Source organism: Actinomadura sp. ATCC 39365, from assembly GCF_054392275.1.
The window spans coordinates 6,553,636-6,571,110 of record NZ_CP184335.1 but is presented as its reverse complement, the minus strand read 5'-3'; the positions used below and the strand labels follow the sequence as shown (position 1 = coordinate 6,571,110).

The following is a 17,475-nucleotide window of genomic DNA, read 5'->3' as shown; positions in this document are numbered from 1 at the left end:
GTGGAGGTCTCCCAGAGCGGTCAGGACGAAGACCGCGGGGCCGAATCCGCCGTCGGATCGCTGGTGGGTGAGCAGGTAGCCGATCGCGCGGCCGGGACAGGTAGCCGCGCCCAGCTGCGGAGCCGAGGCCGGCCGCGACCGCAAGTTCTGAGCACGGCACCCGGCCGTTACCACTGCGCAGGTTCCGTGGCGGCAGTGCGCCTCCACGGAACCTGCTTCGGCTCATGAAGAGCTACAGAAAGGAGCTGACAAGTTCGGCGAGCTCCTCCGGCGTCACGATGCGCACTCCCAGGCTCTCGGCCTTGGCCCGCTTGGAGCCGGCCTTCTCGCCGGCCACCAGCAGCGACGTCTTGGCCGAGACGCTGGAGGACGCCTTGCCGCCGGCGCGCTCGATCAGCTCGTTCATCTCGTTGCGGCTCAACGCCTCCAGCGTGCCGCTCATCGCGCCGGTCACCACGACCGACATCCCGGCCAGCGGCAGCCCGGACCCGCCGCCGGTCTCCGGGGAGCCGGGCTCGGCGGGGGGCGTCCAGCCCGGCTCGGCCATGTTCACGCCCGCCTGGACCAGCTTGTCGATCAGCGGCCCGACCTCGACCAGCTCGGCCACCACGACCGGCGCCTTCTCCGGGCCGATGCCCTCGACCGCCTGGATCGCCGCGGCGTCGGCGGCCCGGATGGCCTCCATCGAACCGAAGTGGCGGGCGATGCGGCGGCTCATCGACCGGCCGGTGCCGCGGACGCCGAGCGCCGCGAACACCCGGCTCAGCGGCCGCCCCTTGACCTGCTCGAAGGCGGCCAGCAGGTTGTCGGTGCTGGTCTCGCCCATGCGGTCCAGGCTGAGCAGCTGCTCGCGGGTCAGGAAGAACAGGTCGGCGAAGTCGGCGATCAGACCGGCGTCCAGCAGCTGCTTGATGCGGTTCTCGGCCAGGCCCTCGATGTCGAGCTGGTCGCGTCCGGCGGCGTAGACGATGGAGGCGATCGCCCGGCAGGCCCGCCCGCGCACGCACCGCCACCGTTCCTGCGAGCTGTCGATGGCGTCACCGCAGGACGGGCAGACCTGCGGGATCGGGATCGGCCGCTCCTCGCCGGTGCGCAGGTGCACCACCGGCGACTCCACGCGCGGGATCACGTCGCCCGCCTTGTAGACGACCACGCTGTCGCCCAGCATCAGGCCGCGCCGGGTGATGTCGGCGACGTTGTGCAGCGTGGCGTAGGTGACGACGCTGCCGTCGAGCTCGACCGGCTCCAGCACGGCGCGCGGGGCGATGATCCCGGTGCGGCCGGTGTTCCACTCCACGCCGACCAGCTTGGTGATCTTCTCGGTGGCGGGCAGCTTGTAGGCGGTCGCCCAGCGCGGCGCGCGCGAGCTGAACCCGGCCTCGGCCTGGTCGGAGGCCAGGTCACACTTGATCACGATGCCGTCGATGCCGAACGGCAGCCCGGCGCGGGCCGCGGCGATCTCGCCGACGCGCTCCTGCACCCGCTCCAGAGTGTCGGTGACGATCCCGGCGACCGCGGTGGCGGCCGTGGTCTGCACGCCCTGCCCGGCCACCCACTCCATGACCTGGCTGTGCGGCAGCTCGCGCAGCTGTACCGCCAGGTCGGAGTCGTCGCCCGGCGCGGGCAGCGCGCCGTAGCCGAAGAACGTCAGCTCGCACACGTACGGCCGGTCCTGGGCGCGCAGCGTGCCGGCGGCGGCGCTGCGCGGGTTGGCGAACGTGGTGCCGTCGTGCGCCGAGCGCTTGGCGCATGCCTCCTCGAACTGCGACGTCGTCATCATGACCTCGCCGCGCAGCTCCACCGTGACCGGCTCGGCCAGCCGCTCGGGCAGGCCGACGATGGTGCCGATGGCGTGCGAGACGTCCTCGCCCGCGGTGCCGTCGCCCCGGGTGACGAGCTGGGCCAGCCGGCCGCCGCGGTAGCGGGCCGAGATGGCCAGGCCGTCGAGCTTGGGCTCGACGCTCCACGCGGTGACCGGACGGCCGAGCCTGCGCTCGACCGAGGCGGCCCAGTCGGCGAGCTGCTCGGCGCCGAACACGTTGTCCAGGCTGAGCATCGGCACGGTGTGCGGCACGTCCCCCACGACCGCGCCGCCCGCGACCTTGCCCGTCGGCGAGGTCGGCAGCACCTGCTCGGGATGGGCCTCCTCGTACGCCTGGATGCCGCGCACCAGCCGGTCGTAGGCGTCGTCGTCGAGGGTGGAGGTGCCGTCGGCGTAGTAGGCGGCGGCGGAGTCCACGGCGAGCTGCACGGCCTCGGCGTAGGCCGTGTCATCAGCGAGGACGGTAAAAGGGGGCGTCTCGGTCATAGCACTACAATGCCGGTAGCCACCGACAATCCGGACCCCCTGCCACTTCCAGTCGGCGGCGGTCCGACGAGTCACTCGCCGACGATGTCACCGCGATGCTTGCCTGGCTGTCGTCGTGATGTGAACGCGCTCAGCCGGAAGGTCTCAAGGAGGAACGTGCGCAGGTCCTCGCTGCCTGTAGGCGCCTCGACGAACGCGGTCAGCGCTGCAAGCATCACCTCCGCCTTGGTCGGGAGACCGGTGGCACGGGTTTCGTCGTGGATGCCAGGGATGAGCAGGCCACACGCGGCTTCCTCGACCGGATCGGTACGGTTGACAACGTGGTGCTCAGCATCAGCGGGCGCGGCCAGGCTGCCGGGCCGCTCTCCGCGATCACCGCGGACGCGCTGCGCCAGGCCGTTGCAGACAAGCTGATCCCGCACTTCCTGACCGCGAAGGCAGCGGTGACGGCACTGTCGGAGCATGGCTCGATCACTTTCGTCGCCGCTGCCTCGGCCGCGTGGTGGACACCGAGTGGTGTTCGTCATCGGCAACACCTTCACCACGGGCACGGTCCTCATCGACGACGGCGGAGGCAAGCTGAAGGCGTGAGGATGATCCCGGTCACCGGTCCCGGGTGAGCCGGCCAACCGGCTCCCCCGGGCCGGACCCTGCGACGACCTCAGCCGCCAAGTAGCTTTGCGGTAGGTCGCGGTAGCGGTTCATGATTGGTACGAGTCGGGCCTACCGCCCGTCGTGCCGGCTCGAAGTCCGACCGTTTTCCCCGGAAGCGCGTCCGAGTCCGACCGGACACAGCAAACGGCATGAACGGGAAGCCATGGCAGTGGAGTTCGCGATCGGTGAGTACATCCTGGTGCAGGACGGGAGGACCTTCGAAATCTTCCATTGCCTGACTGAGTCCAGGCGATACCACGTGGCGTTCCTCGGCGTGGACGCGAAACCACACGGTGACGGCTTCAAGGTCACGATCGGTACCCGGTACAAGGACCGGATCGTCAACGGGGTGCCGCTGAAGATGGATCAGCAACAGTTCGCGCGTTTCCAGGACTTCATGGCCGCGGCCATCGCAGCGCGCGACGGCACGAACGCCCCATAGCCGGCTACCGGGGCGTCTGGCGCTGCCGGGCTCGCCCAGCTGCGGAGCTGATCGACCCCGGATTGTCGGTCAAGAGGACGAACTCCCGATACGCGCGGACGAGTTACAAGGTTCTCCTGCCCGTACTCGTGATCAGTGCGTCGAGAGCGGCTCGGCCCTCTTCGGCGCGATGCGGGATCAGCAGGAGGGTATGGGCTCGTTCCAGCCGAGCGTCGATGCCCTCCCACTGGGCGACCGAGGCCGCCAGCGCGTCCGGGTCCGCGTGGAGCCTGCCGCCGGCGCGAGCCAGGCATGCCGAGGCCCAGTGGTTCTCGCCGGCTGTCCGCAGCGCGACCGCGAGCCGGTCCGGGGCGTCGGGCAGCCCGGCGACGACCGCGAGCTCGGCTCCCGCCGCCTGCGCGTACGCCGCGTAACGTCCCATCGAGAACGTGCCGAACGCCCGCTCCACCAGGGCGGCGGCGTCGCTCAGGTCCCCGGATTGCAGCGCGGCCCGGGCATCGACGAACGCGCCGAAGGAAGTCAGCCCGGCCTGCGCGTGGTCGACCACCACGCCGGCCCTGTGACGCCAGAGCCGGAAACGGCCCTGGTCGTCGAGAAGTCCATGGGCGAGCGCCATGGCCGACACGGAAGGCAGCAGCCATCCGGCCGGCGGCCGGCCGGCTCGTTCCCAGCCCTCCCACATCCGTTCGCCGTAGCGCAGGGCCGCGCCGAGATCTCCGGTGAGGACGAGCGCGGGGATCAGTCTGCTGGCCGAGATGTAGGGGTGGTCTCCGACGAGGTCGTCGGCCATCATGAGCCGACCGGCGCTGATCGCCGCGGGCAGATCTCCCGCGACGATCGCGTCGGTGCAGGCCACGTGCAGGGTGTCCACGATCTCGATGGCCGAACGCGGGTCGTCGCGGTCCATCTCCGACAGCAGTGCCAGCCGCTCCTCGGCGTACCGCCGGGCTTCGCGATGCCGGCCGGCCCGTACGGCGGCGGTCGTCACCGCGTCGAGCCCCGCGCTGATGAGCACGGCGTCGCCCGTCGTCCGCGCGACGGCGAGCGCGCGGGCGGCCAGGACCGGGTCCGGGTCGAAGGCGCCCGGCCGCTCGGTCCAGGCCGCCGCCGCGGCGAGGGCCGCCGCCACGGTCGGGTCGCCGGGGTCTCCGGCCTCGACCGCCTCGGTGAGATGACGGCGAAGCCGCTCGCCGGGAATGCCCTCGGGGAAGGAGGCGAGAAACCTCGCCGCTGTCTCCACCGCACGGGCCAGCGCGACCGCGCGGCCGTTCTCGTCGCCCGCGGCGTGGGCCTGCGCCGCCGAGGCGAGCAGCAGGTCGAACGCGTATTGCCCGGAGATGTTGTCCAGGGAGCAGTCGGCCGCGTGCCGCAGGTCTTCGGCCGCTTCGGCGGGACCGGGCGCTCGTTCGGCTGCCTGCCGGTAGTGGCCTTGGGCCTCGGCCAGGAATCGGCGGGCGAAGGCGAGGTGCCCCAGCGAGCGGGCCAGCCGGTGCGCCGCACCACCCGGTCCGGGCGGTGCGGCGGCCAGCGCCGCACGCAGATCGTCTGAGACCTCGTCGAACTCCCGCCGCCAGACCTCGGCGCCGTCCTTCTGGCTGTCTTCGAACGGCGCCGCCGCCCCGGCGCCGTTCTGTCCGGCGGCGATCAGCCGCTCGCACATCGCCGTCGCGGTACCGGCGGCCCACAGCAGATGGAGTTCCCGAGCCGCGTCGTACTCGCCGGAGTCTCGTAACAGGTCCTCGGCGAAGGCTCTGACGGTCTGCAGGAGCCGCCATCGGCTCGCCGTTCCCGGGGCGCGTACGACGAGACTCTTGTCGACGAGTCGCCCCAGCACATGGCTCACGGCGCCGGATGGGCGGCCGGCGGCGAGCGCCGTCACGGCGGCCAGGTCGAACCCGCCGCAGAACACCGACAGTCGTCGGAACAGCGCCTGCTCCTCCTCGTCGAGCAGGTCATGACTCCATTCGAGCACCGCGCGCAGGGACCGGTGCCGCCGGTCGGCTGCCCGTCCTCCGGTGAGCAGCCTCAGCGCGTCGTCGAGCGCGACGAACAGCCCGGCAAGCCCCAAAGAGGCGCTGCGGGCCGCGGCGAGTTCGATGGCCAGAGGAATCCCGTCGAGCCGGGCGCAGATCTCCGTCAGCTGGGCCAGGTCGGCGTCGAACTCCGGATCGGCCGCGGTGGCCCGGTCGAGGAAGAGCGCCTCCGCGTCGGAGGCCAGAGGCAGCGGGCCGATCGGCACGGTTCGTTCGCCGGGCACGCCGAGGCGCTCGCGGCTCGTCACGAGGATCCGGGTGCCCGGACAGGCTGCCAGCATTCGCTCCGCGAAGCCGGCGGCGGTGTCCAGCACATGCTCGCAGTTGTCGAGGACGAGCAGCGCCCGATCGCGGCGAAGCCGTTCGACGACGGCATCCTCCAACGGCTGCTGGGCGCGCTCACCGACCCCGAGCACCTTGGCCGTCGCCTGCGCGACGAACCCGTCCCGTACGGGAACCAGATCCACGAACGCCCCGCCGGCCGGGTACGTGGAGCAGATCTCTGCCGCGAGGCGGCTCTTGCCCGCGCCGCCGGGACCCAGCAGGGTGACCAGCCGGGAGGCGCCGAATGCCGCCAGGACCGCCTCGTGTTCCCGTTCGCGCCCGACGAACGAGGTCATCGGGGTGGGAACCCCGAGGTGCGGCCCATCCGGGATGTCGCGGTCCACACCGGCCTGCACCGCCTGCTGCGCCAGCTCCTGCCGGTCGGCCACGCCGTACTTGCGCAGCAGCGAGGCGACGTGGCTTTCGACCGTGCGGACGGAGATGTGCAACCTGTTCGCGATCTGCGCGTTCGACAGCCGCGCCGCCACCGCCGCCAGCACCTCGGCCTCGCGCTGGGACACCTTTGCGATCATCCGGACATCATCACGTACGTGCGGACGTCACGGAGGTCTCAGTAGCGAATCGGTGGAGACCACGGATGTGGAACGGCCGCCACGTGCAGCATTCTGATCATGCAACCGACGAACAGCGACACGAGGGAAACGCCATGGACAAGGTCATCTCGCAGGACGGCACCGCGATCGCCTACGACCGGATCGGGCAGGGCCCGGCGGTGATCCTCATCGGCGCCGGCCCCAACGACCGATCCGCGACCGCGCCCCTGGCCGAGCTGCTGGCCAAGGACCTGACCGTCTACAACTACGACCGGCGCGGCCGTGGCGACAGCGGTGACACCGCCCCCTACGCGGTGGACCGCGAGTTCGAGGACATCGAGGCCGTCATCGCCGCGGCGGGCGGGTCGGCGCACCTGTACGGCACCTCCGGCGGTGGCATCATCGCCCTGGAGGCCGCCGCCCGCGGGCTCGCCGTCGACAGGCTGGCGGTGTGGGAGGTTCCCTACATCCTGCCCGGCACCCGTACGCCGGTGCCGGCCGACTACCGCGAGCAGCTCGTGGCGCTGCTGGCCGAGGGCCGCCGGGGCGACATGTGCGAGCTGTTCCTCACCGCCGCGGTCGGCATCCCGGCCGAGTTCGTGGCCCCGATGCGCGACTTCCCGGGCTGGCCGGCGATGGAGGCCGTGGCCCACACGCTCATCTACGACGCCACCATCACCGGCGACTTCTCCCTGCCCGCCGATCGGCTGACCGGCGTCACGGCGCCCACTTTGGTGATCGACGGCGAGACCATCCCGTGGATCAGCAGCACGGCGCAGGCCGTGGCCGACCTGCTGCCGGACGTCCGCCGGGCCACCCTCACCGGTCAGCCGCACAACGTGGCCCCCGAGGCCATCGCCCCCGCGCTCGCCGCGTTCTTCACCGACGCCACAGCATGAGCACCATCGTCTCGCAGCTGTTCGTGTCGCTGGACGGTGTCGTGGAAACCCCCGAGCAGTGGCACTTCCCTTACTACGACGAGGAGATGGCCAACTCGCCGCCCTCAGGCAGGGGACGGACCGGCACGTCACCATCAGCGGCAGCTTGACGGGCGGGCGCGGCGGGTCGGCGGATCGATTGTGGGCGCGTGGGACGTTCAGCGGGCGAGGGTGAGTTCGGCCAGTTCCCGGAAGTCGCGGCGGCGGCCGTCGAGGTCCGCCTCGGCGAACGCGGTCTCGCCGAGGCGCTCGCGCGCCTGCCCGGCGATGCGGGCGGCGTCCGGCAGCGAGCGGTCCGGCGTGCCGCGCACGGCCTCGCTGGCCGCGATCAGCCGCGCGGCCTGCTCGTCCTGGCCTTCGCGCAACGCGACGTCGGCGATCCCGACCAGCGCCTCGGCGATGGTCGGCGGGAACATGTTCTGCACGGCCGCGTCGAACGCCTTGCGCCGGTACGCGCGGGCCTGCTCGACGTCGTCGGCGAGGTAGCCGTACAGGTCCATGATCGTGGAACGGACCGAGGCGACCATCTCCTCGTCCGCCAGCACCGCCCGAACGGTGGCCAGGTGCTCGCGCACCTGGTCCGCCTCGCCGCGCCAGCGCGCCAGCTTCGCCTGCCCGAGCGCCAGCTCGGCGAGGGAGTCCGGCCAGACGATGCCGTCGGCGTGCCGCTGGGCCTCGGCCATGGCCGAGGCACTGGCCCGCTCGTCGCCGAGCAGCCAGTGGAGCTGGGCCTGGCGGGCCCACACGCCCACGACGTCCTCGGTCGCGCCCACCTCGGTCAGCGCCACGGCGCCCTCTTCGTAGTACTCGCAGGCACGGGCGAACTCGCCGCGCATGGCGAGCCGATCGGCCAGGAAGGTCAGCGACAGGGAGATGCCCATGCGGTCGCCCAGCGCGCGGAACTCGGCGAGCGCGGTCTCGGCGTCGAGGTCGACGTCGGTCTCGTCGGCGCCGAGCGTGAGCCGGAACCGGCCGCGGGCCAGCCTGCCCTGCGCCCGCACCCAGGGATCGGCGCCGGCGATCAGCGGCTCGAACGCCGGCAGGAACGCCCCCGGGCCCTGCAGCGTGCGCTCCAGCAGCGCGGCGAACCCGAGCAGCGGCTTCTGCGACCCGCTGCTCAGGGCCAGCCGGTGGGCCTCCTGGATCCACTCCCGCGCCTGGAACTGGTCGCCGCCCACGCCGGACGTCACGAACATGGTCACCATGAGGTACGCCATCGCCCGCACCTCGTCGGGCACCTCACCCTTCAGCCCGGACGCGGCGATGCTCAGCTCGGCGCCCTCGGCCCGGTGGCCGCTGAGGAACCAGTAGTAGCCGGCGCCCCCGACCAGCCGCATCGCCTCGTACGCCCACCCCTCGGCAATCGCCCCGCGCAGGGCCGTGATGATGTTGTCGTGCTCGGCGTCGAGCACGGCCAGCCACTCCAGCTGCTCGGCTCGGCGCAGGTGCGGGTCGGCGGTCTCGGCCAGCTCGGTGAAGTGGGCCAGGTGCGCCCGCCGCGCCGCCTCGGACTCCCCGGCCTCCTCCAGCCGCTGGGCCGCGTACTCCTTGATGGTGTTGAGCATCCGGTAGCGCGGGGCGCCGTCGTCGTCGGCCAGCAGCAGCGACTTCTCGGTCAGCGCGGTCAGCACGTCGAAGACCAGCTCACCGTCCGCCTCGTCGCCGCACACGCGTTCAGCCGCCTCCAGGCTCGCACCGCCGGAGAACACCGAGAACCGGCGCAGCACGCCGCGCTCGGCCTCGCTCAGCAGGTCCCAGCTCCAGTCGACGACCGCGCGCAACGTCCGGTGCCGGGCGAGCGCCGTACGGCTGCCGCTGTTCAGCAGGCGGAACCGGTCGTCGAGACGGCGGGCGAGCTGGTCGACCGACATGGTGCGCAGCCTGGCCGCGGCCAGTTCGATCGCCAGCGGGTTGCCGTCGAGCGCCCGGCAGATCCGCGTCATGGCCGCGAGGGTGGCGGCGTCGGAGCCGATGTCCTTGCGCACCAGGTCCGCGCGGTCGCGCAGCAGCCGCACCGCGGGCGAGGACCCGCTCTCGGCGGGCGAGGAGCCATCGGCGGGCAGCGTGAGCGGCTCGACCTGCCACAACACCTCACCGGTGATGCCGAGCGGCTCGCGGCTCGTGGCCAGGACGCGCAGGCCGCGGCACTCGCCCAGCAGCCGGTCCGCGAACGCCGCGGCGGCCTCGATGACATGCTCGCAGTTGTCCAGGATGAGCAGGATCGAGCGGTCCCGGATGGCGGTGATGAGCCGCTCCATCGGGTCGCCGCCGCGCCCGCCGCCGAGCATGCCCTGGTCACGCAGGCCGATCGTGGTCAGGGCGGCCTGCGCCAGCTCGCCGCCGGCCCGGACCGGGGCCAGCTCGACCAGCCAGGCGCCGTCGGGCAGCTCGGGGAGCATCGTACGGGCGGTCTCGGTGGCCAGCCGCGTCTTGCCGGAGCCGCCCGCCCCCGTCAGGGTGACCAGGCGGTATCTGGCGGCCAGATCGGCGACCGCGGAGACGTCGTCGTGCCGGCCGACGAAGCTCGTCAGCTCGGCGCGCAGGTTGGTCCTGCGGTTGTCCGTCCGCTCCCCCACCTCGCCGCGGAGTAGCGCGGTGTGCAGCTCCGACAGCTCGGCCGACGGGTCGGCGCCCAGCTCGTCGGCCAGCCGCTCGCGGGTGCGCTGGTAGAGGGTCAGCGCCTCGTTGCCGCGGCCCGCCTCGGCCAGCGCCCGCATCAACGCCGCCACGAACCCCTCGCGCAGCGGGTACGCGGCCACCAGCCCGGTCAGCTCGTTGACCAGCTCCGCGCCCCGGCCGAGCCGCAGGTCGGCGTCGATGCGGTCGCCGAGCGCGGCGACGTGGAGGTCGTCGAGCCTGGTGACCACGGCGTCGAACGTGTCGCTGTCCTGCATCACGATGTCGGCCATGGGGGCGCCGCGCCACAGCTCCAGGGCACTGCGCAGCAGGTCGGCGCGGGCGGCGGGCACGGCGGCGCGGGCCTGGGCGATCAGCTGCTCGAAGCGGCACACGTCCACCGCCTCGCGCGGCACGGCCAGCCGGTAGCCGCCGGAATCGGCCTCGATCACGCCGTCCGGCAGCACCCTGCGCAGCCTGGACACCAGCGCCTGCAGGGCGTTGACCTCGTCGGCGGGCGGCCGCTCCCCCCAGATCCAGTCGATCAGCCGCGCGCGCGTGACCATCCGGCCCGCCTCCAGGGCGAGGGCGGCGAGCAGCGCACGCAGCCGGACCCCGGGAACCTCGACCACGGCCCCTTGGGCGTTCCGGACCTCGAAGGGCCCCAGCAATCCGACTCGCACACCGCAATTGTGCCGGAACCAGGACAACACCTGACCCATCCCCGCCCGGCCGCCCCTTGGAGCCGCAGGTCGGACGGGGTGGGCGGGGTCAGCCGTCGGCCTTGCGGCTGAGGTGTTCCCAGGCGCGGTACTCCGCGGTGCGGGCCTTGTCCATCTGCTGGACGAGGTCGTACGAGAGGCTGCCGACGATCAGCCGGCGCGGCGGCTCGGGCAGGTCCACGAGCTCCATGACGACGGGCGCGGCGTTGCTCGGCGGCGGGCCGGCGTCCTCGCCCCACATGGCGGCCAGCTCGGCCCGCAGCCCGTCGTAGACCGGGTCGGGCTCGGTGGCCGTGGTGCCCAGCGTGAACAGGCCGGTGTCGTAGCCGCCCATCTGCAGGTTGGTGACCTTGACGCCGAACGGCGCGAGCTCCATGGCCAGCGCCTGGGTGATCGAGTCGAGCGCCGACTTGCCGGCCGCGTACAGGCCGACCGAGGCGACGCCGCCGCCCGCGCCCATCGAGGTGACCTGGAGGATGTGCCCCGACCCCTGGGCCCGCAGGTACGGCACCACCGCCTGGGTGACCCAGATCGCGCCGAACAGGTTGACGTCGAAGTGCGCCCTGATCTGCTCCTCCGTGGCCTCCTCCAGCATGCCGATCAGCATGCCGCCGGCGTTGTTGACCACGACGTCGAGCCTGCCGAACGCGGCCGCCGCCTTGTCCACGCCCTCCCGCACCGCCGCGCGGTCGGAGACGTCGAGCGGCAGCCGGACGAGCGAGCCCGGGTGCCGGGCCTCCAGCTCGGCCAGCGGGCCGACGTCGCGGGCGGCGGCCACGACCCGGTCGCCCCTGTCCAGGGCCGCTTCGGTGAACGCCCGGCCCAGCCCGCGGGACGCACCCGTGACGAACCACACGCGCATGCGCTCTCGCCTCCTTCTCAATCCGAGACGAGACGGTCCGTCTCGCCACATGTCCATTAGTGTGCCACCAAGACGGGGCGACTTGTCAAGACGAACCGTATCGTCTCGTTTATGGGCTATGATGGCCGGCGTGAAGAAACCCGATCCCGCGCGCCGCAGCGAGCGCTCCCGGCAGGCGATCCTCCAGGCCGCCAGGGAGCTGGTGTCCGAGGTGGGGTACGCCAAGGTCTCCGTCGAGGCGATCGCCGCGCGGGCCGGCGTCGGCAAGCAGACGATCTACCGGTGGTGGCGGTCCAAGGGGGCCGTGGTCTTCGACTCCTTCCTCGCGCTGAGCGAGGGCGACCAGGGCGTGGTGCTGCCCGACACGGGCGACATCGAGGCCGACCTGAAGACCGTCATGCGGGCCACCGTGGCGGAGTTCGCCGACCCCGGCTTCGAGGCGCCGGTCCGGGCGCTCAACCTGGAGATCGTCGGCGACCCCGAGCTGGCCGCCCAGTACCGCGAGAAGCTGGCCGGCCCGGTCGACGAGGGCAAGAAGGCCCGCCTGCGCAGCGCCCAGCGGGCCGGCCAGATCGCCCCCGACGCCGACCTCGACCTCGCGCTCGAACTGCTCTACGCCCCCCTCTATCAGCGCTGGCTGCTGCGCTCCGGCCCGCTCACCCCGCAGTACGCCGACGCGCTGGTCGACCTGGCGCTCAAGGCCCTGCGTCCCTGAGTCACGGCCGGGTCCCCGGGTTTCACAGGGCCCGCAGCAGGTCGGCCAGCGCCTGGAGCACGGCGTCGCGCCGTTCCTCGTGCAGCCAGCCGTGCCCGGCGTCGTCCAGCACCCGGTGCTCGCCGCGCGGGAAGGAGGCGGCCAGCTCGGCGTGCAGGGCGAGCTTGCCGGCGTTGATCTCCCGCAGCACGTCCTCCGGCCAGAGCTGGGACTGGGTGGCGTCCGCCCCCATGGCCGACAGCACGATCACCGGCACGTCGGGCGCCGGCGGCGCGGCCCTGAACTCCTCGGAGACCTCGTCGTAGAGGTTGCGGCCCTCCAGCCAACCGGTGCGCCAGGCGGTGAGGTGGTGGTCGACGAGGGCCTCGCGCACGCCGTCCGGCCAGGCGGCCAGCAGCTGCTCGACGGCCGGACGCGCGGCGTCGAGCTGCTCCGGCGTCGGCTCCGGGAGCGCCTGTTCCTGCATCCGGTCGAGAATCTCGCGTGCCTGGCGGGGCGCGCGGGCGGCCATGTCCTCGTGGAAGGGGTCGAGCAGCAGCAGCGCCGCGACGTCGCCGGGGAAGCGGCGGGCGTAGTGGCGCGCGTACGCGCCGCCCAGGGAGTGCCCGGCCAGTACGTACGGGCCGCGCACCCCCGCCGCCCGCAGCGCCTCGCGCAGCTCGTCGGTCACCTCGGCCGCGGTGCGGGGCAGCTCGACCGGCTCGCTCCAGCCGGTGCCCGCGCGGTCGTAGAGCACGCTGGTCGTCAGCTCGGCGGCACGGTCGTGCACGTTGAGGTAGTCCAGGCCGACGACTCCGGCGCCGGGCAGGAACACCACGGGCGGGCCGCCGGTGCCCGAGCGGTGCAACATGATCCGGCGGCCGGCGACGTCGTGCAGCCGGCCCAGCGGAGGGGCGTCCAGGGCGTGGTCGGTCATCATTCGTCCTTTCTCAGGTTTGAGAAAGGTAGCAGGTGTGAGATCGTACGTCCATGGACACGGTGGACCTGCTTCTGCACCCCGTACGGCTGCGCATCGTGCACGCCATGGCGGGCGGCCGCACGCTCACCACCTCCGGCCTGTGCGACCTGCTGCCCGATGTCTCCAAGGCGACCGTCTACCGGCACGTCGGCCTGCTGGCCGAGGGCGGCCTGCTCGACGTGGAGGGCGAGCAGCGGGTACGCGGGGCCGTCGAGCGCCGCTACCGGCTACGCCCGGCGCGGGCGGCCATCGACGCCGAGACCGCCGCGTCGGCCTCGCGGGACGACCACCGCCGCGCGTTCGCCGTGGCCATGGCGGCCCTGCTCGCCGAGTTCGGCGCCTACCTCGACCGCGACCAGGCCGACCCGGCCGCCGACCTGGTCGGCTACCGCCAGCACGCGATCTGGCTCAGCCCGGACGAGCGCGCCGCGCTGATCGCCGACCTGCGCGCCGCGCTCCTGCCCAGGATCGCCAACCCGCCCACGCCCGAGCGCACCCGCCACCTGATCAGCCCGATCCTGTTCCCGGCAGAGGAGCCGTCCACCTGAGCCCCCCGGATGACTTCACCGGTAGCCGGTCAGGCCGTCCGCCAGCTGTTCCTCGTCGCCGTCTCGATGCGCGGACAGGGCCTGCTGCAGGGCGAAGGACGCGCGGATGACGGCGATGCGGGCGGCCATCGTGCTGTCCGTCCAGCCTCCCAGCGTGAGCACCCGATTCAGGAAGGCCGGGCCGTGGCCGGCCCCGACGGCCGCGAGGTCCTCGGCGGGATCACCGATCGTGACCTCGTCCCAATCGATCACCCCGCTGAGCACCGGCAGTCCGTCGCCGTGCTCCCACAGGACGTTCTCCGCGCCGAGGTCGCCATGGACCACGGCGTCGGTGAGGTGGGGAAGGCTGTCGAGCGCCGCGAGCTCTCGCTCGGCTCGCTGACGCCCGCGATCGGACATGAGGCCGAACAGCTCGGCGCGGACGCCCGCCGTGAACTGCCGCCATCGATCCTGTGGTGCCGGCAGGGCGGCTCGCACGTCGTCCTCGGCGCCGATCCTGGCCAGCTCGGTGAGCAGCGTGACGTACTGCGCCGCCACGGCCTCGGCCACCCGGGGGTCTTCGAGCACTTCGGCCTCCAGCGGGGCACCGGGAACGCGGCTGAGGACCAGGAACCGCGGCTGGTCCGCGCCGGGAGTGCCGGCCTGCGGCAATGGCCGAGGCGTGCGGAAGCCGAGCTCGAATCCGGCGAGCAGGCGCAGGACGGCGGCCCGCTGCGGCAGCCGGGCGGCCGCGGCCTCGGTGCGCGGCAGGCACACGACACGATCCGGGCCGATCACCACCTGATGGAACTGCCCTTGACAAACGGTGAGTTCCTCCGGCGCGACGCCCGGCAGCAGCCGGCTCAGCAGAGCGCGATTCGTCTGCAGGATCTGCATGAGAGGCGAACTGTCCTTTCCTCGGGCAGGCGATACGCGTGAGGCTGCGTCACCCTGCCTCGCGAGCGCTGGTCGAACCTGATCAACCCCATCAAAGCGGCACGGGCACCGTAGGCGCCAATCGTTTCCGTCACCGCACTAGCGGGGCGGCGCGAGGGCCGTGAACCGTTCGTGGGCGGCCTCGTCGCCCAGCCGGTCGAGGGCGGCCAGCCAGCACGCCCCGGCCGTGGCGTCGCGGGCGGTCCTCACCTGCCGCCCGGCCAGGCGGGCCAGGACGGCGGCGCGCACCGGGCCGTCCGTGGTCAGCACGCCGCCCGCCAGCACCAGCGGCCCGTCGCCGGACAGCCGGGCCGCCGTCGCGGTCAGCCGCCGGGCGGCCTCGGCGACGATGCCTGCCGCGCGCTCGTCCCCCGCGGCGGCCGCCCGCGACACCAGCGGCGCGGCGGCGGCCACGAGCATCCGGTCGGCCTGGGCCAGCCGGACGATGCGGTCCGCCCGCCGCCGCGGCTCACCCGCCACCCCGAAGTGCGCACTCACCAGATCCACCAGCGGCCCGTACGCCAGGCCCGCGCCCGGAGCACGGCCCATGCGGCCCTCGGGGCGGTCCCGGGTGTGGTGCGGGTGGTCCGGAAGGCGGGCTTCGGGGTGGTCGCCGGGGCGGTCCAGGGCGCGGACGGTCGCGCGCACGCCCGCCCGGCCGATCCAGAACCCGCCGCCCTCGTCGCCCAGCAGCCAGCCGAGCCCGTCGGCCACCGCGGTCACCGTCCGGCCGGAGAAGCGGGCCGCCGCGGCGCCCGTCCCGGCGAGCAGCAGCATGCCGGACGGCGCGGCGGTCCCGGCCGCGTAGGCGATCTCCACGTCGCCGACCATGCGCGGCGGCACGGCGATGCCGCACTCGGCCCACGTCCGGCCCAGCGTCGCGGCGAAGGCGTCGTCGCCGCCCGCGACGCCGGCCACCGAGGCGGCCACCAGCGCCGGGTCCAGGCCGTCGAGCGCACGGCGCAGGGCCTGCCCGATCGCCAGGCGGGCCGCCGCGGGCCCGTGCGCGGCCGGGTTGCCGGGGCCGGCGGTGCCGTGCCCGAGCCTGGTGCCGTCCGCCGCGTGGACGGCGGCGCGGGTGGTGGTGCCGCCGGCGTCCACCCCGGCGAAGAGCATCACCGGACCAGCCGCGCCGCGCCGGGCGCGAGCGTGAGGGTGGCGCCGCACGCCTGGTAGGAGCCGGTCGCCGGGTCGAACGCCTGCGTGATCCCGTCGAGCGTGACCTCCACCGGCCGGTCGAAGCGGGCGTTGCAGACCAGCCGCCGCTCGCCGTAGTGGCCGACCAGGACATCGCCGGCGTGCTCGACCGACGTCCACCCGGTCAGCTCGGCCGCCACCGGGCGCAGCCAGCGGGTGTTGAGGTCGCGCACGACGCCGTAGCGCTCGGTCGGCACGCCGTCACCGCCGATGAGCGCCGGCTGGAAGCCCTCGCCGCGCGCCGGGTCGGGCGTCCAGTAGGTGAAGTACTGGATGCCGGTGTACCCGTAGGCCAGGGCGGTGTTGACCTGCCAGGCCAGCTCGGCGGCCGACGGCTCGCGGTGGCCGTCGTAGGCCAGCGTCTGGACGTACATCCAGGCCGGCAGCCCGGCCCGGCGGGCGTGCTCGCGCACGGTGGCCAGGTCGGCGAAGTAGCCCTCGTCGAACCCGCCGGCCAGGAACGGGTACCGGTCGAAGGAGAGCACGTCCGGGCGGACGACCCGGGCGAACTCCCCCACGTACGCGTCGTAGGGGCCGGTGGCGTGGCTCGGCAGCAGGTTGGCGTAGGCGAACGCGCCGGCCGCCCGCGCGGCGGCGACCCCGGCCGCCAGCCGCGGGAACTGCTCGGCCACCGGCTCGTCCATGAGGCTGAGCCCGCGGAAGGAGCAGAACGGGCGGTAGTCCTCGACGACCTGGGCGATCAGCGGCGCCGGGTCCACGTCCAGGTCGCGCATGAGCACGTCCACCCGCGGGTCCGAGGCGACCAGCATGCCGAGCCCGGCCTCCTCGGCGCGGGCCAGGGCGTGCCGCAGGATGACCCGGTCGCTCAGGTAGTTGCCGGTGATGACCAGGTCGATCCCGGCCTCGGCGATCTCCCGGTAGCGGGCGGCCGTCGTCTCGTGCGGCGGGGGCGGCCAGAAGGCGGCGATCGTCAGGCTCACAGCGCGCCCGTCCTGATCCGGCCGGCGTAGCGGGCCACGAGGGCGTCGTTGTGCGCGTCGGAGCCGGGGATGTTGGCCGACAGGTAGACCGGCGGGACCGTGCCGTCCGCCTGGAGCCGGCCGATCGCCTCGGCCACCATGAGCTGCACGATCAGTGCCGAGGTGATCGAGGAGATGCCGCAGACCGGGCCGTGCTCGGTGGGCAGGACGGCGTCGCCGTACGGGGCCAGGTTGTCGATCACGATGTCGGCCAGCTCGAACAGCCGCTCCCCCGACGGATGCCGCGAGGTGATGGCGGTCGAGTGGGCCAGCGAGGTGATCGCGACGAGCGGCAGGCCGCGCTCCTTGACCAGCCGGGCCATCTCCACGGTCGAGCCGTTGCCGCCGGAGTTGGAGGCGATCACGAACGCGTCGGAGTCCTCCACCGTGTGCAGGGCCAGCACCTGGTGGGCGGTGCGCGGGTCGCGCTCGGCCAGCGGGTCGAACTCGCCGGGATCGGCCGAGCCCAGCACCACCGGGTCGCGCAGGGTGAGCCGGTTGGTCGGGATGAGCCCGCCCGCGCGCCCCGCGACCTCCAGCGCCACCGCCTCCGAATGTCCCGTGCCGTAGGCGTGCAGGACGCCTCCGGCGCGCACGGTCGCCGCGACCAGCGAGCCCGCGCGCCTGATGGCGGGCAACTGCTCGGCCGTCAACCGGTCCAGCCGCGAGCGCGTCTCGTCGGCGAAGGCCATCACAAGATCCATCAAAC

Annotated in this window: 15 protein-coding genes and 1 pseudogene; 6 read left to right on the top strand and 10 right to left on the bottom strand. The window is 73.3% G+C overall.

Going from position 1 to position 17,475, the window contains the following annotated elements; translation table 11 throughout:
* Positions 1-232: 232 nt before the first annotated feature.
* Both ligA and ACNF49_RS32105 read right to left on the bottom strand, forming a co-directional pair.
* Positions 233-2,308, bottom strand: a complete 2,076-nt coding sequence (gene ligA / locus ACNF49_RS32110; RefSeq protein WP_498703269.1) for an NAD-dependent DNA ligase LigA — start codon at positions 2,306-2,308, stop codon at positions 233-235.
* A gap of 71 nt (positions 2,309-2,379) precedes the next feature.
* On the bottom strand, positions 2,380-2,730 hold the full coding sequence (locus ACNF49_RS32105) for a hypothetical protein (RefSeq protein WP_482939908.1): 351 nt from the start codon (positions 2,728-2,730) through the stop codon (positions 2,380-2,382).
* 40 nt (positions 2,731-2,770) lie between these two features.
* On the opposite strand from ACNF49_RS32105, the gene ACNF49_RS32100 reads away from it, so the two are divergent.
* Positions 2,771-2,899, top strand: coding sequence for a hypothetical protein (locus ACNF49_RS32100; RefSeq protein ID WP_482939907.1), 129 nt, complete (start codon positions 2,771-2,773; stop codon positions 2,897-2,899).
* Positions 2,900-3,125: 226 nt separating this feature from the next.
* The gene (locus ACNF49_RS32095; protein WP_357979039.1) at positions 3,126-3,404 is read left to right on the top strand and encodes a hypothetical protein; all 279 of its coding nucleotides are present in this window, start codon (positions 3,126-3,128) and stop codon (positions 3,402-3,404) included.
* Between the two features lie 103 nt (positions 3,405-3,507).
* On the opposite strand, the gene ACNF49_RS32090 is transcribed toward ACNF49_RS32095, so the two are convergent.
* Positions 3,508-6,294, bottom strand: coding sequence for a LuxR C-terminal-related transcriptional regulator (locus ACNF49_RS32090; protein WP_482939906.1), 2,787 nt, complete (start codon positions 6,292-6,294; stop codon positions 3,508-3,510).
* A gap of 134 nt (positions 6,295-6,428) precedes the next feature.
* On the opposite strand from ACNF49_RS32090, the gene ACNF49_RS32085 reads away from it, so the two are divergent.
* Both ACNF49_RS32085 and ACNF49_RS32080 read left to right on the top strand, forming a co-directional pair.
* On the top strand, positions 6,429-7,214 hold the full coding sequence (locus tag ACNF49_RS32085; protein WP_357979043.1) for an alpha/beta fold hydrolase: 786 nt from the start codon (positions 6,429-6,431) through the stop codon (positions 7,212-7,214).
* A complete protein-coding gene (locus tag ACNF49_RS32080) occupies positions 7,211-7,363 on the top strand; it encodes a hypothetical protein (protein WP_357979045.1) in 153 nt (50 codons plus the stop codon). Before ACNF49_RS32085 ends, ACNF49_RS32080 begins: the two co-directional genes overlap by 4 nt.
* Before the next feature lie 48 nt (positions 7,364-7,411).
* On the opposite strand, the gene ACNF49_RS32075 is transcribed toward ACNF49_RS32080, so the two are convergent.
* Together ACNF49_RS32075 and ACNF49_RS32070 are read right to left on the bottom strand one after the other, a co-directional pair.
* Positions 7,412-10,552: an AfsR/SARP family transcriptional regulator gene (locus ACNF49_RS32075; protein WP_482939905.1), complete on the bottom strand. Its 3,141-nt coding sequence runs from the start codon at positions 10,550-10,552 to the stop codon at positions 7,412-7,414.
* An 88-nt stretch (positions 10,553-10,640) separates the two neighbouring features.
* Positions 10,641-11,453, bottom strand: a complete 813-nt coding sequence (locus ACNF49_RS32070; protein WP_482939904.1) for an SDR family NAD(P)-dependent oxidoreductase — start codon at positions 11,451-11,453, stop codon at positions 10,641-10,643.
* Between the two features lie 121 nt (positions 11,454-11,574).
* On the opposite strand from ACNF49_RS32070, the gene ACNF49_RS32065 reads away from it, so the two are divergent.
* Positions 11,575-12,168 carry a TetR/AcrR family transcriptional regulator gene (locus ACNF49_RS32065; protein WP_482945613.1) on the top strand — a complete coding sequence of 198 codons (594 nt, stop codon included), beginning with the start codon at positions 11,575-11,577 and terminating at the stop codon, positions 12,166-12,168.
* 22 nt (positions 12,169-12,190) lie between these two features.
* Here the strand turns inward: ACNF49_RS32065 and ACNF49_RS32060 are convergent, their stop codons facing one another.
* A complete protein-coding gene (locus tag ACNF49_RS32060) occupies positions 12,191-13,084 on the bottom strand; it encodes an alpha/beta fold hydrolase (protein WP_482939903.1) in 894 nt (297 codons plus the stop codon).
* A gap of 53 nt (positions 13,085-13,137) precedes the next feature.
* On the opposite strand from ACNF49_RS32060, the gene ACNF49_RS32055 reads away from it, so the two are divergent.
* Complete coding sequence (locus tag ACNF49_RS32055) at positions 13,138-13,674, top strand: helix-turn-helix domain-containing protein (RefSeq protein ID WP_357979053.1); 537 nt, start codon at positions 13,138-13,140, stop codon at positions 13,672-13,674.
* Between the two features lie 15 nt (positions 13,675-13,689).
* On the opposite strand, the pseudogene vph reads toward ACNF49_RS32055, so the two are convergent.
* The 4 genes and pseudogenes from vph to ACNF49_RS32035 all read right to left on the bottom strand — a co-directional run.
* Positions 13,690-14,553: pseudogene (gene vph / locus ACNF49_RS32050) on the bottom strand (viomycin phosphotransferase); the annotation flags it as partial.
* Positions 14,554-14,688: 135 nt separating this feature from the next.
* A complete protein-coding gene (locus ACNF49_RS32045) occupies positions 14,689-15,705 on the bottom strand; it encodes an N-acetylglucosamine kinase (RefSeq protein WP_482939901.1) in 1,017 nt (338 codons plus the stop codon).
* Positions 15,705-16,727 carry a hypothetical protein gene (locus tag ACNF49_RS32040; protein ID WP_482939900.1) on the bottom strand — a complete coding sequence of 341 codons (1,023 nt, stop codon included), beginning with the start codon at positions 16,725-16,727 and terminating at the stop codon, positions 15,705-15,707. Before ACNF49_RS32040 ends, ACNF49_RS32045 begins: the two co-directional genes overlap by 1 nt.
* Positions 16,724-17,470: a sugar isomerase domain-containing protein gene (locus tag ACNF49_RS32035; protein WP_482939899.1), complete on the bottom strand. Its 747-nt coding sequence runs from the start codon at positions 17,468-17,470 to the stop codon at positions 16,724-16,726. Before ACNF49_RS32035 ends, ACNF49_RS32040 begins: the two co-directional genes overlap by 4 nt.
* Positions 17,471-17,475 lie beyond the last annotated feature (5 nt).